Genomic DNA, 26963 nt, shown 5'->3' on the forward strand with positions numbered 1-26963 from the left:
AGAGGAAGCTCAATGGCCGAGGCCATCCCAGCACTGGAAATCCGCAATCTGCACAAGCGCTACGGCGATCTGGAAGTACTCAAGGGCATCTCGCTGACTGCGCGCGACGGCGATGTAATTTCCATACTCGGCTCGTCCGGCTCCGGAAAATCGACCTTCCTGCGCTGCATCAATCTGCTGGAAAACCCGAACGAAGGCGAAATCATCGTCGCTGGCGAACAGCTACGGCTCAAGCGCGCCAAAGACGGCGACCTGGTGGCGGCCGACGGCAAGCAGATCAACCTGATGCGCAGCAAGCTCGGCTTCGTGTTCCAGAATTTCAACCTCTGGCCGCACATGAGCGTCCTCGACAACATCATCGAAGCGCCGCGACGCGTGCTGGGCCAGAGCAAGGCCGAAGCCATCGAAACCGCCGAAGCGTTGCTGGCCAAGGTCGGCATCGCCGACAAGCGGCATGTCTATCCCAACCAGCTCTCCGGCGGCCAGCAGCAACGCGCCGCCATCGCCCGCACCCTGGCGATGCAGCCGCAGGTCATCCTGTTCGACGAGCCGACTTCGGCGCTCGACCCGGAAATGGTACAAGAAGTGCTTGCCGTGATCAGGTCATTGGCCGATGAGGGTCGGACCATGTTGCTGGTCACCCATGAAATGAACTTCGCCAAACAGGTTTCCAGTGAGGTGGTTTTCCTCCATCAGGGCCTGATCGAAGAGCAAGGAACGCCGGAGCAGGTGTTCGACAACCCCCAATCGGCACGCTGTAAACAGTTCATGTCCAGCCACCGCTAATGGAGCAACACCGAATGAAAAGCTATAAGAAGATTCTGCTGACCGCCGCCGCCACCCTGATGCTCGGCGCCAACGCCTTTGCCGCCGACAAGCTGCGCATCGGCACCGAGGGCGCCTACCCGCCGTTCAACCTGATCGACGCCAGCGGCCAGGTGGTCGGCTTCGACCTGGACATCGCCCACGCCCTCTGCGCCAAGATGGAAGTCGAGTGCGAAGTGGTCACCTCCGACTGGGACGGCATCATTCCCGCGCTGAACGCCGGCAAGTTCGATTTCCTCGCCGCCTCCATGTCGGTCACCGAAGAGCGCAAGCAGGCCGTCGACTTCACCGACCACTACTACACCAACAAGCTGCAGTTCGTGGCGCCCAAGTCCGTCGACTTCAAGACCGACGAGAGCTACCTCAAAGGCAAGACGATCGGTGCCCAGCGGGCCACCATCGCCGGCACCTGGCTGGAAGACAACATGGACGACGTCGTCGACATCAAGCTCTACGACACCCAGGAAAACGCCTACCTCGATCTGGCCTCGGGCCGAGTCGACGCCATCCTGGCCGACTCGTTCGTGCAGTGGGAATGGCTCAAGAGCGATGCTGGCAAGAACTTCGAATTCAAGGGCAAGCCGGTGTTCGACAACGACAAGATCGCCATCGCAGTGCGCAAGGGCAACGACGAGCTGCGCCAGAAGCTGAACAAGGCGCTGGCGGAAATCCGGGCCGATGGCACCTACGAGAAACTGAACGCCAAGTACTTCCCTTTCGACATTTATTGATCCGTCTGAATCAAAGCCCGGCCGCCAATCTGGCAGGTCGGGCTTTGGTGTTTGAGCCCATATGATTCCCGACCTTCATGGATTCGGTCCGGCGCTGGCCGCCGGCACCTGGATGACCATTCAGCTGGCCCTTGCATCCCTCACGCTGGGGCTGGTGCTCGGCCTGCTCGGCGCGCTTGCCAAGACCTCACCCTATGTCGCCCTGCGCTGGCTCGGCGGCACCTATTCGACCATCGTTCGTGGCGTACCCGAGCTGCTCTGGGTACTGCTGATCTATTTCGGCACCATCGGCCTGGTGCGGGGCATCGGTGAGATTTTCGGCATCGACAATCTGGCCCTCAACCCGTTCGCGGCCGGCACCATCGCCCTCGGCCTGTGTTTCGGCGCCTATGCCACGGAAGTCTTCCGCGGCGCGCTGCTGGCGATTCCCAAGGGGCATCGGGAAGCCGGCCTGGCGCTCGGCCTGGGCAAGCGGCGGATCTTTCTGCGGCTGATCCTGCCGCAGATGTGGCGCCTGGCCCTGCCCGGCCTGGGCAACCTGTTCATGATCCTGATGAAGGACACCGCGCTGGTATCGGTGATCGGTCTCGAGGAGATCATGCGCAGTTCGCAAATCGCCGTGACCGCCAGCAAGGAGCCCTTCACCTTCTTCCTCGTCGCGGCCTTTATCTACCTGGGCCTGACCGTCATCGCCATGACCGCCATGTACTTTCTCGAGAAACGTGCCGGCCGCGGCTTCGCCAGGAGTACCGCATGAGCTGGGACCTGTTCATCAAGTGGCTACCGAGCTTTATGGAAGGCGCCTGGCTGACACTGCAGCTGGTCGGCGTTTCGGTCGTTGCCGGATTGATCCTGGCGCTGCCGCTGGGCATCGCGCGCTCGTCGCGTATTCTGGCGATACGCGCACTGCCTTACGGATACATCTTCTTCTTTCGCGGCACGCCGCTGCTGGTGCAGCTGTTCCTCGTCTACTACGGCATGGCGCAGTTCGAAGTCGTGCGCGAAAGCGTGCTCTGGCCGTATCTGCGTGAACCCTACTGGTGCGCGATCATCACCATGACCCTGCATACCGCAGCGTACATAGCCGAGATTCTGCGTGGCGCGATTCAGAACGTGCCAGCCGGGGAAATCGAAGCGGCGCGCGCGCTCGGCATGTCCAGGCGCCAGGCGCTGTGGCACATCATCCTGCCACGGGCGGCACGCATCGGCCTGCCCGCCTACAGCAACGAAGTGATCCTGATGCTCAAGGCCAGTGCGCTGGCCAGTACCATCACGCTGCTGGAGCTGACCGGCATGGCGCGCAAGATCGCCGCGCGCACCTACATGCACGAAGAAATGTTCCTCACCGCGGGCCTGATCTATCTGGTCATCGCCTTCGCGCTCATGCAGGGTTTCAAACTGCTGGAGCGCTGGCTGCGCGTCGACGCCTGCCAGGGGCGCTAGCGCCGCAACGAGCCAAGCCCGGGCCGCGCAGGCGCCGGGCGTCGGCCCGCCCCGCTTTCCCGCCCCCGGTGACCGATTTCGCCCCGTGGCGGAAATCCTGCGGCGCCGGCCGAGTCAGAACGCCCGATCTCCCTTGCCTACGAGAACAGCCATGTCCGTCGACATCCAACGCATAGAAATGGATCAACTCGCCTGCTGGCGCATCCGCAATGGAGCGGCCGAAGTGCTCGTCGCCGAACAGGGTGCGCAAGTGCTCAGCTACCGCCACGGCGATGCACCGATCATCTGGCTCAGCGAAGACGCCGCCTTCGAGCGCGGTCAGGCGGTGCGCGGCGGAGTACCGGTGTGCTGGCCCTGGTTCGGCGACCTAGCGCGCAACCCGGAGCCGGTGCGCAATGCCTATCAGGGCAGCGCCCCCGCGCCGGCGCACGGGCTGGTACGCAACACCGACTGGCAGCTGCGGGACACGCGTAGCGACAGCGACAGCGCCACGCTGGAATTCGCCTGTGACACCGGCAGTCTTCCCGGCTGGCCGCATGCGGTCGAACTGAGCCTGCAGATCCGCCTGGACGAGCGTCTGCACCTGACGTTGAGCAGCCATAACCAGGGCCCGACGGCTGTCGCGCTGAGCCAGGCGCTGCACAGCTACTTCGCCATCAGCGACATTCGCCAGGTCGCGGTAGAAGGCCTCGACGGTCGCCCCTATATCGAGACCCTGGAAGCCTGGCAGCGACGCCAGCAAGAGGGCGATTTGCGCTTCGACAGTGAAACCGACCGCATCTACCTCGACCTGCCGCCAGTGCTATGCCTGCGCGATACGGGCCTTGGCCGCCGAATCATCCTGGAAACCCGGGGTTCGCGCTCGGCTGTACTGTGGAACCCCTGGATCGACAAGGCCCGGCGTCTGTCGCAATTCGCCGACGATGCCTGGCAGCGCATGCTCTGCATCGAAACGGCCAACGTGATGGAGGATATGGTCGTGCTGGAAGCGGGAGCCCGCCACAGCCTGAGCGTGGCGATCGGCGTCGAAGCCCTGTAGCGCCCTCCATGTCGCTCCCGCCGAGCGAAGAAGAATCAGGCGTCCAGGCGTATCGAATCTATACTGCAACACGGGCACTCCTCGCCGCGCGGGCTACCGGTGGCGAGCGGTGTTGCCCAGCCTGCCGGTTGCATTGCTCTGGAGGACTCTTGTCATGGAAGTCACGCTGACGCCCCCCAGCCAACCCGCCCCCTGCCTGCATCAGCACCGCACTGATGCGTCATGAACAATGACTTCGATCTGCTGTTGGCCGGCGCCGGCCACAGCCACCTCGGCGCACTGCGCCAATGGGCCAGCCGCGAACGTCCGGTAGGTCGCATCGGCCTGGTCTCGGCCGAGCCACACGCCTGGTATTCGGGCATGATGCCTGGCCTGATCGCCGAGCACTATCAGCTCCGCCAATGCCGCGTCGCACTGCCCAAGCTGTGCGCCGCCGCGGAAGTGGAATTCATCCAGGGCACGATGGTCGCGCTGCTGCCCGAAGCGCCCGAGCTGCTCCTGGCAACCGGCGAGACCCTGCGCAGCACCTGGATGTCGCTCAACCTGGGCTCGTTGCCCTGGCTGCCCGAGCAATCGGGCGACGGCATGGAGCTGCTCTCGGTCAAGCCCTTTGCCGATTTCATTCGCCGCTGGCAGCAATGGCAGGAAACGCCGGAGGCTGTGGCCATCCTCGGTGGCGGTGCAGCCGGCGTAGAACTGGCCTTGGCGATGGCCGAACGGCTACCGTCGGTCCACCTGTTCACCGCGAGCGACCTGCTTGCCGGACACCCGCCGCGCCTGCGCCGCCTGGCGCTGCGACATCTGCAAGCGGCCAGAGTCCAGGTACACGAACAGACACCGATCCAGGCGGTGCATGGCAATACCCTGATCGGTGACGGCCAGATCCGCTGGCGAGGCCGGCGGCTGGTCGTCGCCACGGGGCCCAACCCCATCGACTGGCTGCGCGATTCCGGTCTGCGCCTGGATGCTCGTGGCTTCATAGAAGTCACCCCGGCGCTGCAAAGCCGCTCGCATCCGCACGTGTTCGCCAGTGGCGATTGCGCCAGCCTGCCAGGCGCCGAGCGCAACGGCGTGCATGCGGTACGTCAGGCAGCGGTGCTTGCCACCAACCTCGGCAGGGCGGCGATCGGCCAGTCGCTGCGCCATTACCATCCTCAGCCCCACTGCCTCGCACTGCTGGCGGATGGGCACCGCGGCGCCCTGCTGAGCTGGGCCTCCCTGACGGCCGATGGCAGGTGGCTGGGGTACTGGAAAGACCGTATCGACCGCGGCTTCATACGCCAACTGGGTACCGATGCCTGAACGGCTCAACCCAGCAGCTGCTGCAAACGCGCCTCGAGAAGGGCCGGAAACCGGTCGAACCAGACGCGATTGCGCGGCGAAGGATGCGGCAATGGATACAGACGAAACGCCCGCGCAGCGCCCTGCTCCGTTGCCAGCTCGATCTCGAAGTACTGGGTGAAGCGCTCGTCCCGGCGCCAGAACGCCTCGAGCTGCTGGCGCACCTCGCGTTCCTGCGCCAGGCCGAACCAGAGGAAGGCTTCGCGGCCGAGCGTGACGATGTCGCGGCCGTGCCAGTTCTCGATAAGCAGCTGTTGCATGAGCGGCTGGAAGCGCCGTTTGACCGCCATCGACCAGGCGCGATTGCCCAGCGGCTTGTAGGGCACCGTGTTGACCCAGAAGAATTCGTGGCCAAGCACGCGGCCAGCCTCGAAATCCGGCATGTCTTCGCCATGCAGATGCCGGTAGAGCACGCGGCGCACCAATTGCCCGCCCGCGCCGATGAACGGCTCACCGTGGCGAACTTCCTCGCGGCCGGGGTCGCGCCCAAAGAAGGCGACGGGCGCATCGACGCGGCCAAGGCCAACGATCGGCTCCAGCGGATCCTTGTCGAATCTCCGGTAGACCTCGACGTCGATGCCTTCGGTCCTGGCCGCCAGCGCGCGGAAGGCCTCACGCTCGGCCTGATCGAGCTTAGCCGAGGCCGGCCGCCGCTCAGAGGTCGCTTTCATCGACCACTGTCACCTGGTCCGCCGCGATCACATAGGCGGCGTCAGCCATGTCGTTGCTGACCGACTCGATCTGCAACCTGCCGTTCACCCAGAGCGGAGCATAGATATCGTCAAGGGTGATCCCCTGCGGATAGCGGACCATCACGATCTGATTGGGCGGTGGCGGCGGCACGTGGATACAGGCGCCGGGATAGGGCACCAGGAAGAATTCGGTACTGCGCCCCTGTGCGTCGGTCTCAAGCGGGACCGGATAGCCGCCGAGGCGAACCTGCTTGCCCGCCAGCGACGGGACGGTCTTGGCCGAATACATCACCGCGGGCAGCCCCGCGTCCTGTTTGAGCCCTCCCTGGTCACTGAAACCACGGGATTCCGGAGAGTCGTGCTCGATTTCCAGCATCTCCTCCAGCGCCTTGCGATCCTCCGCGGGCATCAGCTCGAGCCAGTCGAGTTCAGCCGGGGCGGCGTGAAGCAACGGGGTGAAAGACAGCAACAGGAATAGAAATAGCGGGCGCATGAGAACCAAGTGCTGAGGGAACGGGGCCGCAACAGGGCGCGGCCCCGTACGGGTCAGTGCTTACGGCTGGTCACCATGCCGTAGATCACCAGCAGGATGATCGCACCGACCACCGCACCGATAAAGCCTGCACCCTCGCCCGCCTCGTAGAGGCCCAGAGCCTGGCCGCCGTAAGTGGCCAGCAGCGAGCCGCCGATACCCAGCAGGATGGTCATGATCCAGCCCATGCTGTCGTTGCCGGGCTTCAGGAAGCGTGCGATGAGGCCTACGATCAGGCCGATGATGATGGTTCCGATGATGCCCATTGGCGATCTCCTCAAGTCCGAAAATATGCGTTACGTATTCTCGGACAGGAGGCGAGCTAGCCAGTTCGCCAGCGATTCGATCAAGCCAGACGATCGGAGGATCAATCGCGGCCGATCAGTGACTCGACAGCCGTGATCTGCCGGTCCAGCGTGGCGCGATCCGGGCAGCGCAGCGTGGCGTGGCCGACCTTGCGACCGGCCTTGAATGCCTTGCCGTAGTGGTGCAGGTGGCAATCCTCGATGGCGATCACCTTCTCGACCGCAGGCACTTCATCAATGAAATTGATCATCGCGCTTTCGCCCAGCTTGGCCGTCGAGCCCAGCGGCAGGCCGGTTACGGCGCGCAGATGGTTTTCGAACTGGCTGCACTCGGCGCCTTCGATGGTCCAGTGACCGGAGTTGTGCACCCGCGGCGCGATCTCGTTGGCTTTCAGGCCACCGTCGACTTCGAAGAACTCGAAGGCCAGCACGCCGACGTAGTCGAGCTGCTTGAGCACGCGACCGACATAGTCCTCGGCCAGCGCCTGCAGTGGATGATTGCTGCTGGCCACCGACAACCGCAGGATGCCGGCTTCATGGGTGTTGTGGACCAGCGGGTAGAAGCAGGTCTCGCCGTCACGGCCCCGAACGGCGATCAGCGAGACCTCGCCACTGAAGGGCACGAAGCCTTCAAGGATGCAGGGCACGCTGCCCAGCTCGGCGAAGGCATTGGCGACATCGGCCGGTTTGCGCAGGACCTTCTGTCCCTTGCCGTCGTAGCCCAGGGTGCGCGTCTTGAGTACGGCCGGCAGGCCGATGCTGGCCGCGGCGGCGTCGAGGTCGGCCTGGGACTGGATATCGGCAAACTCCGGCGTGGGGATACCGAGATCCTTGAACATGGACTTTTCGAACCATCGGTCGCGGGCGATACGCAGCGCCTCGGCGCTCGGGTAGACCGGCACGAACTGCGACAGGAAGGCGACGGTCTCGGCCGGCACGCTTTCGAACTCGAAGGTCACCAGGTCGACCTCGTCGGCCAGCTGGCGCAGGTGATCCTGATCGCTGTAGTCCGCCCGCAGGTGTTCGCCGAGGGCGGCGGCGCAGGCGTCCGGGGCAGGATCGAGGAAGGCGAAGTTCATCCCCAGCGGGGTCCCCGCCAAGGCGAGCATGCGGCCCAGCTGGCCGCCACCGATTACGCCGATCTTCATTTACGCGTCCCTCGGGTCCGGGTTGTCGAGCACGGTCTGGGTCTGTTCGTCGCGGAATGCCTTCAGCGCGGCGTGATATTCGGGGAATTCATGGCCGAGGATACTGGCCGAGAGCAGCGCCGCGTTGACCGCGCCCGCCTTGCCGATGGCCAGGGTGGCGACCGGCACACCGGCCGGCATCTGCACGATCGACAACAGCGAATCCACACCTGAAAGCATCGAGGACTGCACCGGCACGCCGAGTACCGGCAGGTGCGTCTTGGCCGCGCACATGCCCGGTAGGTGAGCGGCGCCGCCAGCACCGGCGATGATCACGCGCAAGCCGCGCGCTTCGGCCTGTTCGGCGTACTGGAACAACAGATCGGGCGTGCGGTGCGCGGACACCACGGTGACTTCGTGCGGAATGCCGAGCTTCTCCAGCATGTCTGCGGTGTGGCTCAAGGTGGACCAGTCGGACTTGGAGCCCATGATCACGCCTACCAGTGCGGTCATCGTCGTGCCTCTCTTCGGCGCCTACCGGCGCATCAGGAACAACGGCCGCGCTGAAAACAGCGCGGCCGTGCAGGTACATGGCCGGAACCGGTCCGACCGAAGGCCGCGCAGTATAGCGCAAGCCCCCGTCCGCCGGCACCCGCGACCGTGTGTCCGGCCCCCTTGTCGATCGCAGCGGGAATTGCTCGGCGTCAATTGTGGGAGCACGGCCGCGGCGCAGACTGGCGGCTCCCGAGGCAAAGGAGATTCCCCATGAACCAGACCATGAAAGCCGCCGTGGCACATGCCTTCGGCGAGCCGTTGCGCATCGAGGAAGTCAAGGTGCCACTGCCCGGCCCAGGGCAGATCCTAGTCAAGATCGAGGCCTGTGGTGTGTGTCACACCGACCTGCACGCCGTCGAGGGCGACTGGCCGGTGCGCCCGTCGCTGCCGTTCATTCCCGGTCATGAGGGCGTCGGCTATGTGGCCGCCGTTGGCAGCGGCGTCACCCGCGTCAAGGAAGGCGATCGGGTCGGCGTGCCCTGGCTGTATACGGCCTGCGGCTGTTGCGAGCACTGCCTGACCGGCTGGGAAACGCTCTGCACCGAGCAGCAGAACACTGGTTACTCGGTCAACGGCGGCTACGCCGAGTACGTGCTGGCCGATCCCGACTATGTCGGCATCCTGCCCAAGCAGGTGGCGTTCGATGAAATCGCGCCGATCCTCTGCGCCGGCGTCACCGTGTACAAGGGCCTGAAGGTCACCAACGCCCGTCCGGGCCAGTGGGTGGTGATTTCCGGCATCGGCGGGCTCGGTCACGTGGCCGTGCAATACGCCAAGGCCATGGGCCTGCACGTAGCCGCCGTGGACGTCGACGACGCCAAGCTGGAGCTGGCCCGCACGCTCGGCGCCAGCCTGACGGTCAACGCGCGCCATGAGGACCCGGTCGCCGTGATCCAGCGCGACATTGGCGGTGCCCACGGCGTGCTGGTGACCGCCGTGTCCAACAGCGCCTTCGGTCAGGCCATCGGCATGGCCCGGCGGCACGGCACCGTCGCCCTGGTCGGCCTGCCGCCAGGCGACTTCCCGACGCCGATCTTCGATGTGGTGCTCAAGGCCATCAGCATCACCGGCTCCATCGTCGGTACCCGCGCGGACCTGCAGGAGGCGCTGGACTTCGCCGCCGAAGGCCTGGTCAAGGCAACCATCCACCACGGCAAGCTGGACGACATCAACCAGATATTCGACCAGATGCGCGCCGGGGCCATCGAAGGACGAATCGTGCTGGGCATGTGACGCCACGCCCGGACGCGCCAAGCGCGTCCGGGTCTCAGCCGGGGGTTACAGCCTCCGCCCACTGCCCCGCGCCGCTTTCCAGCTTGCGCCAGAGCAGCCGTACCGGCGCCTTGCGCACCAATGCGCAGCGATATAGGCGTATCTCCAACGGCACCCGCCAGTGCTCGCCGCCGCAGATTACCAGTTCGCCGCGCTCCAGCTCGGCGGTCACCGAAAGCCGGGGCACCCAGGCCAGCCCCAGCCGTTGCATGGCCATGCTTTTCAGGCTGTCGGCCATCGCCGTTTCGTACACGGTGGTCGAGCGCAGCCCACGCTGGCGCAGCAGCAGATTCACCGAACGACCCAGCGAGGCGCCGGCGCTGTAGGCCAGCAGCGGCACGGTCTGGCCACTATCCGGATCGAACAGCGGCCTGCCTGCCTCATCGACCGCGCAGACCGGCACGATCTCGGTGCGCCCCAGCGCCAGCGACGGAAACAGCTCCGGATCCATCTGCAGCGTGGCATCCGGATCGTAGTAGGCGAGGATCAGGTCGCAGGCGCCTTCCCGTAGCGAATGCACCGCCTCGCCGACGTTGGTGGCCACCAGCCGGCTGTTGACCGGTACGCCGTCCTGACGCAGGCGAGCCAGCCATCCTGGGAAGAACCCCAGCGCCAGCGAATGCGCGGCGGCGATCTGCAGCACCTCGCCGCGCTGCCCTTCGAGGTTGTGCAGGTAGTGCACCACTTCGCCCAACTGCTCGACCATGTTGCGTGCCGTGACCAGGAACAGCTGCCCCGCCTCGGTCAGCTCGATCGGCGTCCGGGCGCGGTTCACCAAGGTCAGGCCCAGCGTATTTTCCAGGCTGCGGATGCGCCGGCTGAACGCTGGCTGGGTGACGAAGCGCCGCTCGGCGGCTTGGGAGAAGCTTCGCGTTGCGGCCAGGGCGACCAGATCTTCCAGCCACTTGGTTTCGATGTTCATGGGCGCTCCGGGCAGCCGAGGTAGGGGCGATCGTATGCGGCAATAACGCTCGCCAGCGAAGCGACGTCACATGCTTCGTATGCCGATCATGCATGACCCAGCTTTTAACGGCATTGGCCGAGATCGGGCCTCAAGGCCTATGGTAGCGGCCTTCGCGGCATATGCCGCTTTTCTCTCGGATGAGAACCCTCATGTCCTCCGCTGCATCGTTCCGCCTCGAAAAAGACCTGCTTGGCTCCCTCGAAGTACCCGCCGACGCCTACTACGGTATCCAGACGCTGCGCGCGGTGCGCAACTTTCACCTTTCCGGCGTACCGCTGTCGCATTTTCCCAAGCTGGTGGTCGCACTGGCGATGGTCAAGCAGGCGGCGGCCGACGCCAACCGCGAGCTCGGCCACCTCAGCGACGCCAAGCACACCGCCATCAGCCAGGCCTGCGCGCACCTGATCCGCGGCGAGCATCACGACCAGTTCGTCGTCGACATGATCCAGGGCGGCGCCGGCACCTCGACCAACATGAACGCCAACGAGGTGATCGCCAACCTTGCGCTGGAATACATGGGCCACGCCAAAGGCGAATACCGCTACCTGCACCCGAACAACGACGTGAACATGGCGCAGTCGACCAACGACGCCTACCCCACCGCCATCCGCCTCGGCCTGCTGCTCGGCCACGACACCCTGCTGGCCAGCCTCGACAGCCTGGTGCAGGCGTTCGCCGGCAAGTCGACCGAGTTCGCGCACATCCTCAAGATGGGCCGCACCCAGCTGCAGGACGCGGTGCCGATGACCCTCGGCCAGGAATTCCGCGCCTTCGCCACCACCCTTGGCGAAGACCTGGAGCACCTGCGCCTGATCGCCCCGCAGCTGTTGGTCGAGGTCAACCTCGGCGGCACCGCCATCGGCACCGGCATCAACGCCGACCCCAGCTACCAGGCTTTGGCCGTGCAGCGCCTGGCAACCATCAGCGGCCATCCGCTGAAACCGGCGGCCGACCTGATCGAAGCCACCTCCGACATGGGCGCCTTCGTCACCTTCTCCAGCATGCTCAAACGCCTGGCGGTCAAGCTGTCGAAGATCTGCAACGACCTGCGCCTGCTCTCCAGCGGCCCGCGCACCGGCATCAACGAGATCAACCTGCCTGCGCGTCAACCCGGAAGCTCGATCATGCCGGGCAAGGTCAACCCGGTTATCCCTGAAGCGGTCAACCAGGTGGCGTTCGAGGTCATCGGCAACGACCTGGCGCTGACCATGGCGGCCGAAGCCGGGCAGCTGCAGCTCAACGTCATGGAGCCGCTGATCGCCTTCAAGCTGTTCGACTCGATCCGCCTGCTGCAACGCGCCATGGACATGCTGCGCGAGCACTGCATCGTGGGCATCACCGCGAACGAAGACCACTGCCGACGCCTGATGGAAAACTCCATCGGCCTGATCACCGCGCTAAATCCCTACATCGGCTACGAGAACGCCACCCGCATCGCCGGCCAGGCGCTGCTCAGCGGTCGCGGCGTGCTGGAGCTGGTGCGCGAGGAGCAGTTGCTGGACGACGCCACCCTGGATGACATCCTGCGCCCGGAAAACATGATCGCGCCGCGACTGGTGCCGTTGCGTCAGTGATCGTAAGCAGGCCGCCTCGCCCGAGCGCGGCGGCCTGTCACCTCAGAGCCGCCAGGCGCGCCGCAGCGCCTCCAGCGCCTGCTCGATCGCTGCCTCGGGCACGGCAGCGAAGCCCAGCACCAGCCCCGCTCGTTCATCCTCCGGGGTGGCGCTGTCGGGCAGCCAGTAGCGGCTCAGCGCCGACATTTCCACGCCAACCCGGTCCGCCGCAGCGATCAGCTCGCGCTCGCGAGCCAGGCTATCGACCCTCACGCACAGGTGCAGCCCGGCATGCACCGGCGGTAGCGTCGTGCAGCCCTCGATCGCGCTCGGCCAGCCGGCCAGCAAGGCATCGCGCCGAGCCCGGGCCGCAGCCCGCATGCGCCGAATGTGCCGCTGGAAATGGCCGGCCGCGATGAATTCGGCCATCACCGCCTGCCGAGTGGCGCATGTCCAGCGCGCGGCGGCGGGCGAAAGCCTCGGCCAGCGCCGGTGGCAACACCAGATAGCCCAGGCGCAGCGCCGGAAAGGCGATTTTGCAGAAGGTACCGACATACAGCACGCGGCCTTGCCGATCGAGGGCGGCAAGCGGGGCCAGTGGCGTACCGCTATAGCGGTACTCGCCGTCGTAGTCATCCTCGATGATCAGGCCGTCATTGCGCTGCGCCCACTCCAGCAGCTCCAGCCGCCGCGCCAGCGACAGGGTTACCCCGGTCGGGTACTGATGCGATGGCGTCACGTAAACCAGCTTGCAGCCCGCGATCCGCGCCAGCTCGGCGGTGTCCAGGCCGTCGCTGTCTACCGACACGCCACGCAACTGTGCCCCAGCGACCGCCAGCGCGTGGCCGGCGGCGCGGTAGCCGGGATTCTCCACCGCCACTTGCGCACCGGGGCTGACCAGCAACTGTGCGCACAGGCTGATGGCCTGCTGTGCGCCGCTGGTGACCACCACCTGCGCCGGATCGCAGTACAGGCCGCGGCTGTTACGCAGGTAGGCTGCGATCAGTTCGCGCAGCCGCAGGTCGCCGGCCGGGTCGCCATAGCCCAGCCGCGCAGGCGACGGCTTGCGCCAGAAACGTGCCGTCAACCGCGCCCAGGTTTCGAAGGGAAACAGGTCGAAGGCCGGTACGCCGACCCGGAACGCCCGCGGCGGACCATTCAAGGGAGGATTCAGGTGATGCTGCTGCAACAGCTGTAGCGCGTTCGTCTGCGCGCTGCCGGCCTGCGCTATCGGTAGCGGGGCGGCCGTCGCACCCAAGCCGGCGACAAAGGTGCCCGCGCCGACGCGGCCCTCGACGTAGCCTTCGGCGTACAGCTGATCGAACGCCCGCATCACCGTATTGCGCGATATCCCCAGCAGGCCCGCCAGATCACGGCTCGCCGGCAGCCGCGTGCTTCCAGGCAGACGCCCATCGAGGATGCGTTCGCGCAGCGCCTGATAGAGCTGACGCGCCAGGCCGCGCTGCGGGTCGAGGCGAATGCCGGACAAATCGACCGACAACGGCGGTGCAGACGGCATCGGCATGGCGAATGGCTCCATGAAACTGACGAGAAATGGATCTTACAGCAGACCAATGGTCTGCCTAGCATGGCTCATCACCCAGGAGCCAGACGATGTACACCCCAACCGCCTTTCGCCAGAACGATCTCGCGACGCTGCATCGACAGATGCGCGACAGCCGCCTGCCCACCCTTGTCAGCCATGGCACGCAGGGCTTGCTCGCCAGTCATCTGCCGTTGCTGCTGGACCCGGACGAGGGCCCCTTCGGCACGCTGTACGGACACTTCGCCCGGGCCAATCCGCAGTGGCGCGACCTCGCCGAAGGCCAGCCGGTGCTGGTGATATTCCATGGCCCGGACGCCTATGTCAGCCCGTCCTGGTATCCCAGCAAGGCCGAGCACGGCGAGGTGGTGCCGACCTGGAACTACATCAGCGTGCAGGCGCAGGGGCGCGCAGAGGTATTTGACGACAGCGAGCGCCTGCTGCAACTGGTGAGCCGACTCAGCGCGCAGCATGAGGCCACGCGCGAGCGGCCCTGGGCGGTAAGCGATGCGCCCAGCGCCTATATCGCCAAGCAGCTACGCGCCATCGTCGGCTTCGCCCTGCCGATCGAACAGTTGCAAGGCAAGTTCAAGCTCAGCCAGAACCGCAGCCAGGCCGACCAGGCCGGCGTACGCGAGGCGCTGGCGAGCAGTAGCGATAGCCGCGACCGCGAACTGGCCGCCCACATCAGCGATCGTCAGCCCACCCCAAGGAAGCCGTATGAGCATTGATATCCGCCCCGTCACCGCCGAAGACCATGCTGCCTGGCTGCCCTTGTGGCAGCGCTACCTGGACTTCTACCAGAGCACGGTAGCCGAGCAGACCAGCGCCACGACCTGGCAGCGCTTCATCGACCCCGCCGAGCCCATGCATGCCGCGCTGGCGTGGCAGGACGGGCAGGCCGTCGGTCTCGTGCACTTCATCTATCACCGTTCCTGCTGGACCACCGGTGACTACTGCTACCTGCAGGACCTGTTCGTCAGCGCCGGCCTGCGCGGCGGCGGCATCGGGAGGCGCCTGATCGAGCACGTCTATGCCCAGGCTCGCGCCGCGGGTGAGTCGCGCGTGCACTGGCTGACCCACGAAACCAACCACGACGCCATGCAGCTCTACGAGCGCATCGCCGATCGCTCGGGTTTCATCCAATACCGCAAACTACTCTGAACAGGCGCCACCATGCCCCAGCCCAACCCAACCGACTGGCAGCCCGTGCCGATCCCGCCCCGTGCCGCACTGATAGGGCATTACGTGCAACTCGAACCGCTGTGCTTCACGCGGCACGGCGATGAGCTCTGGGCGGCGCTGCAGGGGGTCGACGACCCAGCGCTGTGGGACTACCTGCCCTATGGCCCGTTCATTGAGCGCGGCGCATTCGACGCCTGGCTGGATGGCTGCGCCGCGACCGTCGATCCGCTGTTCTTCACCGTGATCGACCGGAGTCACCAGCGCGCGGTCGGGCTGCTGAGCTTTCAACGCATCACACCGGCACACGGCTGCATCGAGATCGGTCACGTCGTCTTCGGCCCCGCGATGCAACGCAGCCAGGCATCGACCGAGGCCGTCTTCCTGCTCGCCAGGCTTGCCCTGGGCGAGCTGGGCTATCGCCGCCTGGAATGGAAGTGCAATGCCGACAACGCCCGCTCCATGCGCGCCGCCACGCGCCTGGGTTTCAGCTACGAAGGGTTGTTTCGCCAGCACATGGTGATCAAGGGCCGCAACCGCGACACCGCCTGGTTCGCGATGCTCGACCACCAGTGGCCGGCCTGCTGCGAAGCGTTCGAACGTTGGCTACGCGCGGACAACTTCGACGCCCAGGGACAGCAGCGGCAACGCCTGGAAATTCTCCGACGGAATCTGCGCTAGACCCTACTCGATCTCGAACAAGCCGTCGCGCAGGGACACCGACGCCAGTCGCGCGCGGATTTCCGGGTCGATACGCGGGTCGTCCAGGTCATAGAGCATCACCTGGCGGTAGGCGTTGACCCGGTTGATCTCAGTACCCAGATATTCCCAGACCACGCGGGTACAGGCCGGAGTGCGCCGATCCCCGCTCGACACGCCGGTCTTCAGGCCATTGAGGCGGCTGATACGGCTCTTGAAGCTGGGGATCAGGATGGTCTGGCTCATCTCGTTGTCGGTCAGTGACTCGTAGTCGATGAGGAACAGGCGGTCCTGCAAATAGAAGGCGGCGCCCAGGTAGCGGCAGCGTACGACTCCGTCCTCCTGTTTGGGATTGTCGGCGCGCGACTGTTCCTGGCGCTCCTGGCGTTCGAAGACGAAGCTGCCGCGATCCTCGCGCAGATGCACCAGCGACAGCAGGATTTGCCCCGGCACCGACATGCAGTTGGCGTATTCGAAGTAGTAACCGCAGTAACGGGCCAGGCTATTGGCGTTGTCGCGCATCGGCTGGAACAGCTCGAGCAGCGGATCGCTGGCGGCGATGCGTTCCTGGTCGTGCTGACGCAGACCGATCAGTTGCGCGAACTGCTCGCCGGGCAGACTCAACTCGTAGCTCTCGACCCCGAAGAAATCACAGATACGCTTGAGGTTGTGCGCCGTCGGGCGGCTCTGGCCGTTCAGGTATTTATTGAACTGGGCGCGGTTGATCGCGAGCTTGCGGCAGACCTCGGCGATCGAGCGATAGTGGCTGCAGAGCAGCTTGAGGTTGGCGCCAAGGTGGTTGTCCATGCGGGGTTCCGGGTGATGCGAGCGGCGCAATTCTAGCATCAACTCGCGCCAGCTCGCCGCGATCCGCGCAATTGCATGAGGATCAGCTCTGGCCAACCATTCCAGGGCTGTGTTTCAACATTTGTCACAACAACAAGAGAGACCCTTCCGTCATGCTCGATTTACTCAACGATCTCATCTGGAGCAAGCTGCTCATCGTGATGCTGATAGGCCTCGGCCTGTTCTTCACCATCGCCTCGCGCTTCGTCCAGTTTCGCTACTTCGGCAGCATGTTCCAGATCTTCGGCGAAGCCTTCAAACGCCAGCCCGGACAGCTCAGCTCGTTCCAGGCGCTGATGCTCAGCGTCGCCGGCCGCGTCGGTGCCGGCAACATCGCTGGCGTCTCGGTCGCCATCATGCTCGGCGGGCCGGGCGCGATCTTCTGGATGTGGATCGTCGCGCTGGTCGGCATGGCCACCAGCTATTTCGAATGCTCCCTGGCGCAGCTGTACAAGCGCCGTGAACCCGACGGCGGCTATCGCGGCGGCCCGGCGTTCTACATCCAGCACGGTCTCGGCCAGCGCTGGCTGGGCATCGTCGTATCGCTGCTGCTGCTGGTGACCTTCGGCTTCGGCTTCAACGCCGTGCAGTCCTACACCGTTGCAAGCTCGATGAACGACACCTTTGGTGTCCCCACCTTCGTCAGCGGCATCGTGCTGATGGTGGTGATCGGCCTGATCATCTTCGGTGGCATCAAGCGCATCGCCAAGTTTGCCGACGTGCTGGTACCGGTGATGGCGTTCTCCTACATCGCCATGGCCATCTTCGTCATCGGCAGTAATGCCGGCGACATTCCGGAGGCTTTCGGCACCATCTTCCGCAGCGCCTTCGGCCTGGAGCCGGCGTTTGCCGGCGGCATCGGCGCGGCGATCATCATGGGCGTCAAGCGCGGCCTGTTCTCCAACGAGGCCGGTCTGGGCAGTGCGCCGAACGTGGCGGCAGTGGCCGAGGTCAAGCACCCGGTCGCGCAGGGCATCGTCCAGTCGCTCAGCGTGTTCATCGACACCATCGTGCTGTGCAGCTGCACCGCGCTGATCATCATCCTCTCCGGTGTGTTCGAGCCGGGGAGCGACATGGCCGGCGTGGTCCTGACGCAGACCGCCGTAGCTGCAGTGGTCGGCGAGTGGGGCCGGGTCTTTATCAGCGTCGCGCTGCTGCTGTTCGTGTTCACCACGCTGATCTACAACTACTACCTCGGCGAGAACGCACTGGGCTTCTTCACCGCCAAGCGCTGGCCGGTGCTGGTGTACCGCATCATGGTCATCTGCCTGGTGATGTGGGGCTCGATCCAGGACCTGGGCACGGTGTTCGGCTTCGCCGACGTCACCATGGGGCTGCTGGCGATCTGCAACCTGATCGCGCTGGCGCTGCTGTTCAAGGTCGGCCTGCGCCTGATGCGCGACTACGACAGCCAGCGTGATGCCGGCGTCGAGCAGCCGGTGTTCGATCCGAAGCACTTCTCCGATCTGGACCTGGACCCGAGCGTCTGGCCAGCCCAGGGCACCCGTGAGACACCTGCCACGGGAACGGCAACCGCTTCCCCGGCGCAGCAGCGCTAAGCGCACGAAGCGGGTACGAACTGGGGTACAGACAGGGGGCTTAGCCCCCTGTTTTTATAGGAGACCAACATGGTGGCTTCCAGAAACATTCTGGTGTTGTACACCGGCGGCACCATCGGCATGCAGCAGAGCGCCGAAGGCCTGGTGCCCGCATCCGGCTTTGCCGACCGCTTGCGCGAGCAGCAGGCCCTGCAACCGCAGCTGACCCTGCCGCACTGGCAATTCCGCGAACTGCTGCCACCGATCGACAGCGCCAATATGCGCCAGGAGAATTGGCTGGCCATGGTCGTGGCCATCCGGACCGGCGTCGAAGAGGACGGCTGCGATGGCGTGCTGGTGCTGCACGGCACCGATACCCTGGCCTACAGCGCCGCCGCCCTGAGCTTCCTGTTGCTGGGCTTGCCGGTGCCGGTGGTAATGACCGGTGCCATGCTGCCGGCGGGTGCTCCAGGCAGCGACGCCTGGGACAACCTGTTCGGCGCGATGCAGGCGCTGCACGCGGGTGTCGCGCCCGGCGTGCACCTGTATTTCGCCGGCAAGCTGATGCATGGCGCCCGCGCCAGCAAGCTGGGCACCGCCAGCCTCGATGCCTTCGGCGTGCCGACGCGGGTGCGCCAGGGGCAACGCGCCGCGGCCATCCCCGCCACGCTCGACTACCGTCAGCCGCGACAACCGGTCAATCTGGCGGTGCTGGCACTGTATCCGGGGATCCAGGCAGCCCAGGTGCGCACGCTGCTTGGCAGCGGCGTGCAGGGGGTGCTGGTCGAATGCTATGGCAACGGCACGGGCCCGGCGGATGATGCCGCGCTGCTGCAGGCATTGCAGGACGCGCACCAGCGCGGGATCGTGCTGGCGGCGATCAGCCAATGTCCGCAAGGGCACGTGGAGTTCAACATCTACGCGACCGGCAGCCAGTTGGCGGCCAGCGGTCTGGTCTCCGGTGGCGGCATGACCCGCGAGGCCGCGCTGGGCAAGCTGTTCGCGCTGCTCGGCGCCAGACTGTCGCAGACGGAAGTCGAACACTGGTTCGCCCTCGATCTCTGCGGCGAGCGCGCCGACTGAAAGCGCCAATGAGCGTCGATGAAGAGCACCGATGAAGAGCGCCGCCACGGCGCCTTCCGGGCTTCCCGGCCTTCCCGGCCTTCCCGGCCTTCGCCAGTATCTGATTTCTACTCGAAACCGCGCTGCCCCGTAGAGCGGGCTCGCTGCCGGGCACGCCGGAACGCCTATCCCGACGAGCCGCTCAGCTCGGGATCAGGTCCAGCGCCTGAAGATGATCACGGACGCGTCGACGCAGCTCGTTCAGATCAAGCGGCTTGCCCAGCCGCTCCTGACAGTCGAGCCCTTCGTCGGCCTGGCTCGCTGCGCTCAGCACTATCACCGGCAGTCGGCGCGTCGCCGGCGCCTGGCGTAGCAACCGCAGCAGTTGCTCGCCGCTGAGCTCGGGCAGGTTCAGGTCCAGCAGCAGTAGGTCCGGCGGATCGGCCAGCACCCGTTCCAGGGCCAGGCGGCCGTTGCCGATCACACTGACTTCTCCCAGATCGGCCAGCGCCTTGCGTACCAGCAGTTGGCTGGCCGGATAGTCTTCGACATACACAATCCGCGGGCGCTCGTGCAGCCGCGGCTCGCCCTGCGGCTCGAACGCAGGCAGGGCGATCCAGAAGCGGCTGCCGACGCCGGGGGTGCTCTTGACGCCGATGCTGCCGCCCATCAGCTTGGCGTACTCCAGGCACAGCGACAGGCCGATACCGGCGCCCTGGATATTCGAACTCTCGCGGCCCAGGCGTCGGAACGGCTCGAACATTTCCGCATGCTGGTCTTCGTCGATGCCCAGGCCGGTGTCCTCTACGATCAGGCGCACCTGCCCTGCCAGCGTTTCCACGGCCAGGCGAATCCGCCCGGCCGGTCGGTTGTACTTGATCGCATTCGACAGCAGGTTGAGCAGCACTTGCCGCAGCCGCCTCGCCTCGGCCATCACGTCGACCGGCGCGGCTGGCAGGTCGAATGCGAGCTGCAAGCCGTGACGCCGGACATCGAGCGTCACCAGCTCGGCGCACTCACGCATCAGCGCGGTGACTTCGACAGGCTCGAGCAGCAGCCGCGGCCGCTCGGCCTGCAAGCTCGACCAGTCGAGAATGTCGCCCAGCAGCTGGTTTAGATGCCGGCTGGCCAGCAGGATCTCATCGAGGTAGTCGACGGCCTGGGAATCGGCTTCTGGCGAGCAGTCCATGCGCATCAGCTGGGCAAAACCGAGGATGGCGTTGAGTGGCGTGCGCAACTCGTGGCTGATGCTGGAGATCAGGTGGGTCTTGGCCTGGTTCGCGGCCTGGGCCTGCTGGGTCGCCAGGCGCAGGTCTTCCTCGCCGCGCTTGATCGCATCGATGTCCACGTGGGTGCCGGCAATCAGGATCGCCTGACCGGTCACCGGATCGCGTTCGAGCACGCGGCCACGGCTGAGCAGCCAATGGTACGTACCCAGGGCGTCGACGAAACGGAACTCGCTTTCGTAGCGCAGCCTGGCGCCGTCGCGGTGCATACGCTCCAGCTCGGCGCGGACCTGCGGCACATCCTGCGGGTGGATGCGCCGCAGGAACTGCGCTTCGCTGAGCTGGGCCGCGGGCAGCCCGAAACGCGCCGGCAGGCGACCACGCAACTGCATCGTGCCGCTGCGCATGTCCAGCTCCCAGAGGCTCTCGGTGGCGCTTTCGAGCACCAGTTCGAGGCGCTCTTGCGCCTGGCTGCGCTGCGCCTCGCTGGTTTCCAGCCGGCCGCCGAGGGCCAGGGTGTGCTGGCTCAGCTCATCGAGCTCGCGGATATCGGACGCCGCCGGCTGCGGTCGCCATTGGCCCGATCCGATGGCCGCCATCATCCGCGAGATGCCGGCAATGGGTGTCAGCAGCGCCTGGCTGAGCCGCCGCGCGCGTAGCCAGATAAAAGCGAAGAACAACAGGTAGAACAGCAGCAGGCCGCCAATCAGCAGGTAACCGATCTGCTGGAAACGGCTGGCCAGCGCATTGGTCTGGCTGAACAGCTGGGCTTCATCGACCACGGCCAGCAGATGCCAACCGGTCTGCGGCACCGTGGTCCAGGCGACCAGCCGCGGTTCGCCGTCCAGCGTCAGGCGCATCACGCCGTCTTCCTGGGTCGCGACGGCCCTGGCCAGCTCGCGGGTGTGTTCGCGGCGATCGAGGCGGAAATCCTCCGGCTTGAAGACTTCCCGGCGCACGGCTTCGTCGTAGGAATGCTCGGTCAGTTCGTCGAGGCCGAACTCACGCTCGCCCGCTTCTGGCAGGGCCATGATGCTCAGGTCACGGCTGACCAACAGGGCATAACCGCCCCAGGGCACCCGCAGCGCGCCGATCTGACCGATGAGCCCGTTGACCGTGACGTCCACGCCGCTGACGCCTTCGAGGAAATCGCCGCGATACACCGGCGCGATGGCCGACATCATCCAGCCCTGCCCGGCCGGATCCAGGTAGACATCGGTCCAGACGATCTTGCGCGACGGGTTCTGCCAGGCGTTGGCCAGGTAGTAGAAGTTGTAGGTGGGGATGTCTACGTCGGGCGGGTATTGCTGCGCCGTGTCGAACCAGGGGTAGATGTGGTTGTAACTGTCCCAGCTGTTGAAATAGACGCTGGCGATCAGTGGATTGCCGGCGTGCAGATCCTTCAGCAGCGGGTCGAGGCGGTGCAGCCGGGCGACCTTCTGCAGGTCGTGTTGCTCGGCGGGGGTGATGGCCGAATAGAAGCTCGCCGCGCCGCCGTGGTCTTCCGGGCTGTAGCGGCTGCCGCTGGCGGTGAGTTGCAGCGGATACGGCGCAACCGGAGCGTCCGCCGACAGGGCTCGCGCCGTGGCGCTTCGCAACAGCTCGGTGGAGCGCGCGACCTGCTGCAACTGCTGATCGACGATGCGCGTCTCTTGCGCTACCGCCATTCGCAGGTCGCCGAGAGCGGCCTCGCGCAGGTAGTCGATCTGCGCCTCGCGGATGGCATTGTTGGTCAGCAGGTAGGTGGCCACGAGCACGCATTCGACCAGCACCAGCGGAATCAGCGCGGTCTGGACGATGACGCGCCAGATCCATTGACGTATTCCGGTGGGCGTTTTCGACACTGCGCAGCTCCTGCAATCGGGCTCAAGCGCTTGGCCTGGCCACGGCGGGAAATCCTAGCATGGCGGCCGTCGCGGTCCGCTTGACCGCAAACAGGCCGGGCCTCGGCCTGCCGCGACGGCGCGCTAGCGGTTCGCCAACTCGATCAGCTCGCCACGCCACGCCACGCCACGCGGCAACGCCAGGAACGACGGGTTGAGGTAGCTTTCACGCGCTTCGTAGGTGAGCGGCGCGCCGCTGACATCCAGCACCTCGCCCCCGGCGCCCTCCAGCACACCCTGGGCGGCGGCGGTATCCCACTGCGATGTGGGCGCCAGGCGCGGGTAGCAGTCGGCAGCGCCCTCGGCCAGCAGGCAGAATTTCAGCGAGCTGCCGACGTTGGCCAGTGACAGGTTGCCAAAGCGCTGGCGCAAGCCGTCGAGCAACTGCTCCTGCGCCGGGCTCGAATGCCGACGGCTGGCCACCACGGTGAATGACTCGATCGGCTCGGGGCGCACCCGCATTGGTTGCGCAGCGCCATCGGCCTCCGCCCGCCAGGCGCCGAATTCGCCGCCACCGTAGTAGCAGCGGCCATTGGCCGGGACACCCACCACGCCGAACAGCACCTTCCCGCCTTCGATCAGCGCCACGTTGACGGTGAACTCCTCGCTGCCGGCGATGAACTCCTTGGTCCCGTCCAGCGGATCGACCAGCCACCAGCGGGTCCAGCCGGCGCGCTCGGCCAGGCTCAGCGCGCAGTCTTCTTCGGACAGTACCGGGATACTCGCATCCAACGCCTGCAAGCCAGCGGCGAGCACATGATGGGCCGCCATGTCCGCGGCGGTGACGGGCGAGGCATCGGCCTTCTCGTGCACCCGCACGTCATTGCGCCAGTACGGCAGGATGGCCTGCCCGGCGTCGCGAACCAGATCGATGACCCGCGTCAGATAAGGATGGCTCACTGGCTGAACTCCCCTCGCTCGATCAACAGATCGCGCGCCAGATACAGCGCAGCCAATGCGCGGCCCTCGCTGAACTGCGGATTCCGGATCAGGCTCGACAGCTCGCGCAGGTCGATCCGGTCGACCCGCATCGGCTCGGGTTCATCGCCGGGCAGGTGTTCGGCATACAGATCGCGCGCCAGCACCACCTGAATCTTCTGGCTCATGTAACCGGGCGAGAGCGACAGCTCGGTGAGCAGCTCCAGACGGCGCGCGCCGAAACCGGCTTCTTCCTTGAGTTCGCGGTTGGCGGCATCGAGCACGTCTTCACCCGGCTCGATCAACCCCTTGGGCAACGACAGCTCGTAGCTGTCGGTGCCGCCGCAGTACTCCTCGACCAGCAGTGCCCGTCCGTCGGTCTCCAGCGCGACGATCATCACCGCGCCGTAGCCGGTACCCTGCCCGACCAGCCGCTCGTAGGTGCGTTCGACGCCATTGGAGAAGCGCAGCTGCAGCTCCTCGACGCGGAACAGACGGCTGGTGGCAACGATCTCACGAGCAAGTACGGTAGGTTTCTGGCGCATGGGGGATATCCTTGAAACGCGAGCCGCAATCATAACCCGCCTTTCCGTCGGCACCGTGAACGCTTTGCATCGAGCCGACCGCTGTCGCACCATTGCGTCAACGCCAAAGAAGAGTCCGCCATGATCGATTCACTGCCCTGGTCCGAAATCGACACCGTTTTGCTGGACATGGACGGTACCCTGCTGGATCTGCACTTCGATAACCACTTCTGGCTCGAATTCCTGCCCCAGCGCTACGCCGAACTGCACGGCATCAGCCCGGCCATGGCCGAACTGGAACTGGCGCCGCTGTTCAACGAGCACGAGGGCAAGCTGACCTGGTATTGCCTGGACTTCTGGACCCGCGAGCTGAACCTGCCGATCCGCGAGATGAAGCGCGAAATCGCCGACCTCATCGCCCTGCGACCGGCGGCGGATGAGTTTCTCGCCGCCCTGCGCGAGGCGGGTAAGCGGGTGGTGCTGATTACCAACGCCCATCGCGATTCGCTGTCGCTGAAGCTCGAGCGCGTCGAACTGGCCCCCTGGTTCGATCGCCTGATCAGCTCGCATGACTACGGTTTCCCCAAGGAGCAGGCGCAGTTCTGGTACGCCCTGAAGGCGGACCTGGATTTCGATCCAGCCACATCCCTGTTCATCGACGACAGCCTGCCGGTGTTGCGCAGCGCCCGTGAGTTCGGCATCGCGCACCTGCTGGCGATCCTCGAACCGGACAGCCGGCGCGGCCAGAAAGACACGGAAGAATTTTCCGCCGTCGACGACTACCAGACGCTGATTCGCAACCTGCAAGGCTATCCAGCCTGAAACAGCGGTTAGGCTGACTTAATTGCGCTGCCCGGAGGTCGCCTTTAACTCGGCGAGAGTCGGCAAGGCTGGTTAGGATGGCGGGGTGTCCGAACGGACAACACAACGAAGACGGGCCGCTGGCCGCGTCACGATAGGTGGATCATGCCCCGTACCTGTGGCGCATCGGGCAGAACGCCGCCGCGCATCGATGGATGACCTATGGCTGTAGACGCAGGGCGCTGGCCCCCCGGAACCAGTGAAATGAGCGAGCGCATCCGTCGTCACGACTGGAGCGCGACGCCGCTGGGCCCGATCGAAGGCTGGCCCGTCTCGCTGCGCAGCCTGCTCGACACCTTGCTCGACGCGCCCTTGCCGATGTGCGTGCTATGGGGCGAGAGCGGTCTGCAGCTGTACAACGATGCCCATGCGCGGTTGATCGGCGCTCATCATCCTGCTGCGCTAGGCACGCCCGTCGCCGTCACCTGGGGCCCGGTATGGCCGGAGCTGATCGAGGCGCGCGAGCGCAACGAACTCAGCCACGCCTGCCTGCTGCGCAACCATCGCCTCTCGAGCGATGGCACCTCGCAAGGTGCCGCGGCCTGGTTCGACCTGGCCCTGAGCCCGATCCGCGACGGCGAGCGCATCGCCGGGCAACTGTTGTGCCTGCGCCCCAGCGACGAACAGGCGCTACGGCGCAGCGAAGCGGAGATGCGCATGATCACCGATGCGCTACCGGTGCTCATCGGCTACATCGATCGGCATGAGCGCTTTCGCTTCAACAACCGCCACTATGAAGACTGGTTCGGCTTCTCCCCCGAATCCCTCTACGGCAAATCCGTACGCGAGGTGATCGGCGAACAGGGCTATGCGCTGCGACGCGCGAACATCGAGGCGGCGCTCGCCGGTCAGCCCAGCAGTTTCGAAGCCGACAGCCCGCACCGCGACGGCCGGCCGCGCCGTTCCCTGGTGCAATACCTGCCGCGTAGAGACGACACGGGGCAGGTCCAGGGCTTCTTCGTCCTGGCCCAGGATGTCACCGAGCGCTGGCAGGCCGAGCAGGCGCTGCGCGAACTCAACGAGACGCTGGAAAGCCGGGTGCAGGAGCGCACCGAGGCGCTGGCCGAAGTCTACGAGCGTCTGGTCGCCGAGATGGCCAGCCGTCAGCAGGCGCAGGAGGCCCTGCGCCAAGCCCAGAAGATGGAGGCGGTCGGCCAGCTGACCGGCGGCATCGCCCACGACTTCAACAACATGCTCACCGGCATCATCGGCGGGCTGGACCTGATCCAGCGCTACAACCAGTCCGGACGCCACGGCGAAACCCAGCGCTTCATCGACGCGGCGATGAATTCGGCCAACCGAGCCGCCGCCCTGACCCATCGGCTGTTGGCCTTCGCCCGTCGGCAACCGCTGAACCTCAAGCGAGTCGATCTCAACGAGCTGGTCGACTCGATGCGCGACCTGATGGTGCGGACCCTGGGCAGCCATATCCTGGTCGACACCCTGCTCGAATCCGACCTCTGGCCGGCGAGCAGCGATGAAAACCAGTTGGAGAGCACGCTTCTCAACCTGGTGATCAATGCCCGCGACGCCATGCCCGACGGTGGCAGCCTGTACATCGCGACGGCCAACGTGCAGTTGCAGCGTCAATCGGAAGTCGGCGACCTGGCTCCGGGGCGCTATGTCAGCCTCAGCGTGATCGACAGCGGCTGCGGCATGTCGCCCAAGGTGCTGGCGGCGGCGTTCGAACCTTTCTTCACCACCAAACCCATCGGCCAGGGCACGGGCCTGGGGCTATCGATGATCTACGGTTTCGCTCGCCAGGCCGGCGGTCATCTGCAGATCCGCAGCGAGCTCGGCAAGGGCACCGAAGTGACCCTCTATCTACCGGCGCATCAGGACGTCACCCCGGTGCCGGACCCGAGCGAGCCGGAGCAACAGACCCCGCCGATGTCGCAGGGCGAGACCGTCCTGGTGGTCGAGGACGATCCTGCGGTGCGGGCCCTGGTGCTGGACGTGCTGGACATGCTCGGCTATCGCGCGCTGGAAGCCGCCGAGCCCAACGCCGCGGTGCACATTCTGCGCAGCGGCGAGCGCATCGACCTGCTGATTTCCGACGTCGGCCTGCCGGGCATGAACGGCCGGCAGCTGGCCGACGTGGCCCGCCAGCACCGGCCCACGCTGAAGGTGCTGTTTATCACCGGCTACGCCGAGCAGGCCGCCAGCAGCGGCTTTCTCGACATTGGGATGGACATGATCAGCAAGCCATTCTCCATCGATCATCTGGCGACGCGGGTGCGCGATATGTTGGCGTGAAGGGCGCAGTGCAAGGGCTCGCGCTCGACACCATGGCCGCGGCTCG

At 65.7% G+C, this 26963-nt stretch carries 25 protein-coding genes and 1 pseudogene; 15 read left to right on the forward strand and 11 right to left on the reverse strand.

Annotated features, from left to right (window positions below; translation table 11 throughout):
* Positions 1-12 precede the first annotated feature (12 nt).
* From KCX70_RS21120 to KCX70_RS21145, 6 genes are all read left to right on the forward strand, one after another.
* Positions 13-786, forward strand: coding sequence for an ABC transporter ATP-binding protein (locus tag KCX70_RS21120; protein ID WP_212618718.1), 774 nt, complete (start codon positions 13-15; stop codon positions 784-786).
* Between the two features lie 14 nt (positions 787-800).
* Positions 801-1556: an ABC transporter substrate-binding protein gene (locus tag KCX70_RS21125; RefSeq protein WP_212618719.1), complete on the forward strand. Its 756-nt coding sequence runs from the start codon at positions 801-803 to the stop codon at positions 1554-1556.
* 61 nt (positions 1557-1617) lie between these two features.
* Positions 1618-2313 (forward strand): ABC transporter permease, encoded by a 696-nt coding sequence (locus KCX70_RS21130; protein ID WP_212618720.1) that lies wholly within the window; start codon positions 1618-1620, stop codon positions 2311-2313.
* Positions 2310-2999 carry an ABC transporter permease gene (locus KCX70_RS21135; protein WP_021206176.1) on the forward strand — a complete coding sequence of 230 codons (690 nt, stop codon included), beginning with the start codon at positions 2310-2312 and terminating at the stop codon, positions 2997-2999. Before KCX70_RS21130 ends, KCX70_RS21135 begins: the two co-directional genes overlap by 4 nt.
* Before the next feature lie 151 nt (positions 3000-3150).
* A complete protein-coding gene (locus KCX70_RS21140) occupies positions 3151-4038 on the forward strand; it encodes a D-hexose-6-phosphate mutarotase (RefSeq protein ID WP_021206177.1) in 888 nt (295 codons plus the stop codon).
* Between the two features lie 222 nt (positions 4039-4260).
* Positions 4261-5340, forward strand: coding sequence for an FAD-dependent oxidoreductase (locus KCX70_RS21145; RefSeq protein WP_212618721.1), 1080 nt, complete (start codon positions 4261-4263; stop codon positions 5338-5340).
* Positions 5341-5345: 5 nt separating this feature from the next.
* On the opposite strand, the gene KCX70_RS21150 is transcribed toward KCX70_RS21145, so the two are convergent.
* The 5 genes from KCX70_RS21150 to purE form a co-directional block, all read right to left on the reverse strand.
* Positions 5346-6050 carry a uracil-DNA glycosylase family protein gene (locus KCX70_RS21150; protein WP_212618722.1) on the reverse strand — a complete coding sequence of 235 codons (705 nt, stop codon included), beginning with the start codon at positions 6048-6050 and terminating at the stop codon, positions 5346-5348.
* Positions 6034-6564 carry a DUF3299 domain-containing protein gene (locus tag KCX70_RS21155; RefSeq protein WP_212618723.1) on the reverse strand — a complete coding sequence of 177 codons (531 nt, stop codon included), beginning with the start codon at positions 6562-6564 and terminating at the stop codon, positions 6034-6036. Before KCX70_RS21155 ends, KCX70_RS21150 begins: the two co-directional genes overlap by 17 nt.
* 53 nt (positions 6565-6617) lie before the next feature.
* The gene (locus tag KCX70_RS21160; RefSeq protein ID WP_025243550.1) at positions 6618-6869 is read right to left on the reverse strand and encodes a GlsB/YeaQ/YmgE family stress response membrane protein; all 252 of its coding nucleotides are present in this window, start codon (positions 6867-6869) and stop codon (positions 6618-6620) included.
* Between the two features lie 101 nt (positions 6870-6970).
* The gene (locus KCX70_RS21165; protein WP_212618724.1) at positions 6971-8056 is read right to left on the reverse strand and encodes a 5-(carboxyamino)imidazole ribonucleotide synthase; all 1086 of its coding nucleotides are present in this window, start codon (positions 8054-8056) and stop codon (positions 6971-6973) included.
* Positions 8057-8548 (reverse strand): 5-(carboxyamino)imidazole ribonucleotide mutase, encoded by a 492-nt coding sequence (purE, locus tag KCX70_RS21170; RefSeq protein ID WP_021206183.1) that lies wholly within the window; start codon positions 8546-8548, stop codon positions 8057-8059.
* Positions 8549-8800: 252 nt separating this feature from the next.
* Here purE and adhP point away from each other — a divergent pair, with 252 nt between their 5' ends.
* Positions 8801-9823, forward strand: a complete 1023-nt coding sequence (adhP, locus tag KCX70_RS21175) for an alcohol dehydrogenase AdhP (RefSeq protein ID WP_212618725.1) — start codon at positions 8801-8803, stop codon at positions 9821-9823.
* Between the two features lie 34 nt (positions 9824-9857).
* On the opposite strand, the gene KCX70_RS21180 is transcribed toward adhP, so the two are convergent.
* Positions 9858-10784 (reverse strand): LysR substrate-binding domain-containing protein, encoded by a 927-nt coding sequence (locus tag KCX70_RS21180; RefSeq protein ID WP_212618726.1) that lies wholly within the window; start codon positions 10782-10784, stop codon positions 9858-9860.
* A gap of 191 nt (positions 10785-10975) precedes the next feature.
* Between KCX70_RS21180 and aspA the strand changes: the two genes are divergently transcribed.
* Complete coding sequence (aspA, locus tag KCX70_RS21185) at positions 10976-12400, forward strand: aspartate ammonia-lyase (protein ID WP_021206186.1); 1425 nt, start codon at positions 10976-10978, stop codon at positions 12398-12400.
* A gap of 42 nt (positions 12401-12442) precedes the next feature.
* Here aspA and KCX70_RS21190 read toward each other — a convergent pair.
* Positions 12443-13898 (reverse strand): annotated as a pseudogene (locus tag KCX70_RS21190) (PLP-dependent aminotransferase family protein).
* A 95-nt stretch (positions 13899-13993) separates the two neighbouring features.
* Between KCX70_RS21190 and KCX70_RS21195 the strand changes: the two are divergent.
* Genes KCX70_RS21195 through KCX70_RS21205 form a run of 3 tightly spaced genes read left to right on the forward strand, consistent with a single transcriptional unit; the run spans position 13994 to position 15785 of the window.
* On the forward strand, positions 13994-14653 hold the full coding sequence (locus KCX70_RS21195) for an FMN-binding negative transcriptional regulator (RefSeq protein ID WP_212618727.1): 660 nt from the start codon (positions 13994-13996) through the stop codon (positions 14651-14653).
* Positions 14643-15086, forward strand: coding sequence for a GNAT family N-acetyltransferase (locus KCX70_RS21200; RefSeq protein ID WP_212618728.1), 444 nt, complete (start codon positions 14643-14645; stop codon positions 15084-15086). The genes KCX70_RS21195 and KCX70_RS21200 overlap by 11 nt, the downstream gene beginning before the upstream one ends.
* A 12-nt stretch (positions 15087-15098) precedes the next feature.
* Complete coding sequence (locus tag KCX70_RS21205; protein ID WP_212618729.1) at positions 15099-15785, forward strand: GNAT family N-acetyltransferase; 687 nt, start codon at positions 15099-15101, stop codon at positions 15783-15785.
* A gap of 3 nt (positions 15786-15788) precedes the next feature.
* Here KCX70_RS21205 and KCX70_RS21210 read toward each other — a convergent pair whose 3' ends face one another.
* The gene (locus KCX70_RS21210) at positions 15789-16610 is read right to left on the reverse strand and encodes a helix-turn-helix domain-containing protein (protein WP_021206191.1); all 822 of its coding nucleotides are present in this window, start codon (positions 16608-16610) and stop codon (positions 15789-15791) included.
* A 152-nt stretch (positions 16611-16762) separates the two neighbouring features.
* Here KCX70_RS21210 and KCX70_RS21215 point away from each other — a divergent pair, with 152 nt between their 5' ends.
* Together KCX70_RS21215 and KCX70_RS21220 are read left to right on the forward strand one after the other, a co-directional pair.
* Entirely contained in the window at positions 16763-18208 is a 1446-nt protein-coding gene (locus KCX70_RS21215; RefSeq protein WP_212618730.1) for an alanine/glycine:cation symporter family protein, read from the forward strand.
* 69 nt (positions 18209-18277) lie between these two features.
* On the forward strand, positions 18278-19270 hold the full coding sequence (locus KCX70_RS21220) for an asparaginase (RefSeq protein ID WP_212618731.1): 993 nt from the start codon (positions 18278-18280) through the stop codon (positions 19268-19270).
* Between the two features lie 181 nt (positions 19271-19451).
* Here the strand turns inward: KCX70_RS21220 and KCX70_RS21225 are convergent, their stop codons facing one another.
* The 3 genes from KCX70_RS21225 to nudE form a co-directional block, all read right to left on the reverse strand.
* Entirely contained in the window at positions 19452-22319 is a 2868-nt protein-coding gene (locus KCX70_RS21225; RefSeq protein ID WP_212618732.1) for an ATP-binding protein, read from the reverse strand.
* Between the two features lie 123 nt (positions 22320-22442).
* Positions 22443-23258 carry a 3'(2'),5'-bisphosphate nucleotidase CysQ gene (cysQ, locus tag KCX70_RS21230; RefSeq protein ID WP_021206194.1) on the reverse strand — a complete coding sequence of 272 codons (816 nt, stop codon included), beginning with the start codon at positions 23256-23258 and terminating at the stop codon, positions 22443-22445.
* Positions 23255-23821 carry an ADP compounds hydrolase NudE gene (nudE, locus tag KCX70_RS21235; RefSeq protein ID WP_212618733.1) on the reverse strand — a complete coding sequence of 189 codons (567 nt, stop codon included), beginning with the start codon at positions 23819-23821 and terminating at the stop codon, positions 23255-23257. The genes cysQ and nudE overlap by 4 nt, the downstream gene beginning before the upstream one ends.
* Positions 23822-23941: 120 nt before the next feature.
* On the opposite strand from nudE, the gene yrfG reads away from it, so the two are divergent.
* Positions 23942-24622, forward strand: coding sequence for a GMP/IMP nucleotidase (gene yrfG, locus KCX70_RS21240; protein WP_102846813.1), 681 nt, complete (start codon positions 23942-23944; stop codon positions 24620-24622).
* Between the two features lie 201 nt (positions 24623-24823).
* The gene (locus KCX70_RS21245; protein WP_212618734.1) at positions 24824-26917 is read left to right on the forward strand and encodes a PAS domain-containing protein; all 2094 of its coding nucleotides are present in this window, start codon (positions 24824-24826) and stop codon (positions 26915-26917) included.
* Positions 26918-26963 lie beyond the last annotated feature (46 nt).

This window comes from Stutzerimonas stutzeri (genome assembly GCF_018138085.1).
Lineage (GTDB): Bacteria > Pseudomonadota > Gammaproteobacteria > Pseudomonadales > Pseudomonadaceae > Stutzerimonas > Stutzerimonas stutzeri_AI.

What these genes read in the sequence shown, in the direction of transcription:
- aspA (WP_021206186.1), top strand. Translation starts at nt 10,976, where the DNA reads ATGTCCTCCGCTGCATCGTTCCGCCTCGAAAAAGACCTGCTTGGCTCC.
- KCX70_RS21160 (WP_025243550.1), bottom strand. Translation starts at nt 6,869, where the DNA reads ATGGGCATCATCGGAACCATCATCATCGGCCTGATCGTAGGCCTCATC.
- KCX70_RS21195 (WP_212618727.1), top strand. Translation starts at nt 13,994, where the DNA reads ATGTACACCCCAACCGCCTTTCGCCAGAACGATCTCGCGACGCTGCAT.
- KCX70_RS21180 (WP_212618726.1), bottom strand. Translation starts at nt 10,784, where the DNA reads ATGAACATCGAAACCAAGTGGCTGGAAGATCTGGTCGCCCTGGCCGCA.
- adhP (WP_212618725.1), top strand. Translation starts at nt 8,801, where the DNA reads ATGAACCAGACCATGAAAGCCGCCGTGGCACATGCCTTCGGCGAGCCG.
- KCX70_RS21165 (WP_212618724.1), bottom strand. Translation starts at nt 8,056, where the DNA reads ATGAAGATCGGCGTAATCGGTGGCGGCCAGCTGGGCCGCATGCTCGCC.
- KCX70_RS21220 (WP_212618731.1), top strand. Translation starts at nt 18,278, where the DNA reads ATGGTGGCTTCCAGAAACATTCTGGTGTTGTACACCGGCGGCACCATC.
- nudE (WP_212618733.1), bottom strand. Translation starts at nt 23,821, where the DNA reads ATGCGCCAGAAACCTACCGTACTTGCTCGTGAGATCGTTGCCACCAGC.
- KCX70_RS21210 (WP_021206191.1), bottom strand. Translation starts at nt 16,610, where the DNA reads ATGGACAACCACCTTGGCGCCAACCTCAAGCTGCTCTGCAGCCACTAT.
- yrfG (WP_102846813.1), top strand. Translation starts at nt 23,942, where the DNA reads ATGATCGATTCACTGCCCTGGTCCGAAATCGACACCGTTTTGCTGGAC.
- KCX70_RS21145 (WP_212618721.1), top strand. Translation starts at nt 4,261, where the DNA reads ATGAACAATGACTTCGATCTGCTGTTGGCCGGCGCCGGCCACAGCCAC.
- KCX70_RS21200 (WP_212618728.1), top strand. Translation starts at nt 14,643, where the DNA reads ATGAGCATTGATATCCGCCCCGTCACCGCCGAAGACCATGCTGCCTGG.
- KCX70_RS21130 (WP_212618720.1), top strand. Translation starts at nt 1,618, where the DNA reads ATGATTCCCGACCTTCATGGATTCGGTCCGGCGCTGGCCGCCGGCACC.
- KCX70_RS21245 (WP_212618734.1), top strand. Translation starts at nt 24,824, where the DNA reads ATGGCTGTAGACGCAGGGCGCTGGCCCCCCGGAACCAGTGAAATGAGC.
- KCX70_RS21205 (WP_212618729.1), top strand. Translation starts at nt 15,099, where the DNA reads ATGCCCCAGCCCAACCCAACCGACTGGCAGCCCGTGCCGATCCCGCCC.
- KCX70_RS21155 (WP_212618723.1), bottom strand. Translation starts at nt 6,564, where the DNA reads ATGCGCCCGCTATTTCTATTCCTGTTGCTGTCTTTCACCCCGTTGCTT.
- KCX70_RS21125 (WP_212618719.1), top strand. Translation starts at nt 801, where the DNA reads ATGAAAAGCTATAAGAAGATTCTGCTGACCGCCGCCGCCACCCTGATG.
- purE (WP_021206183.1), bottom strand. Translation starts at nt 8,548, where the DNA reads ATGACCGCACTGGTAGGCGTGATCATGGGCTCCAAGTCCGACTGGTCC.
- KCX70_RS21120 (WP_212618718.1), top strand. Translation starts at nt 13, where the DNA reads ATGGCCGAGGCCATCCCAGCACTGGAAATCCGCAATCTGCACAAGCGC.
- KCX70_RS21135 (WP_021206176.1), top strand. Translation starts at nt 2,310, where the DNA reads ATGAGCTGGGACCTGTTCATCAAGTGGCTACCGAGCTTTATGGAAGGC.
- KCX70_RS21215 (WP_212618730.1), top strand. Translation starts at nt 16,763, where the DNA reads ATGCTCGATTTACTCAACGATCTCATCTGGAGCAAGCTGCTCATCGTG.
- KCX70_RS21150 (WP_212618722.1), bottom strand. Translation starts at nt 6,050, where the DNA reads ATGAAAGCGACCTCTGAGCGGCGGCCGGCCTCGGCTAAGCTCGATCAG.
- KCX70_RS21140 (WP_021206177.1), top strand. Translation starts at nt 3,151, where the DNA reads ATGTCCGTCGACATCCAACGCATAGAAATGGATCAACTCGCCTGCTGG.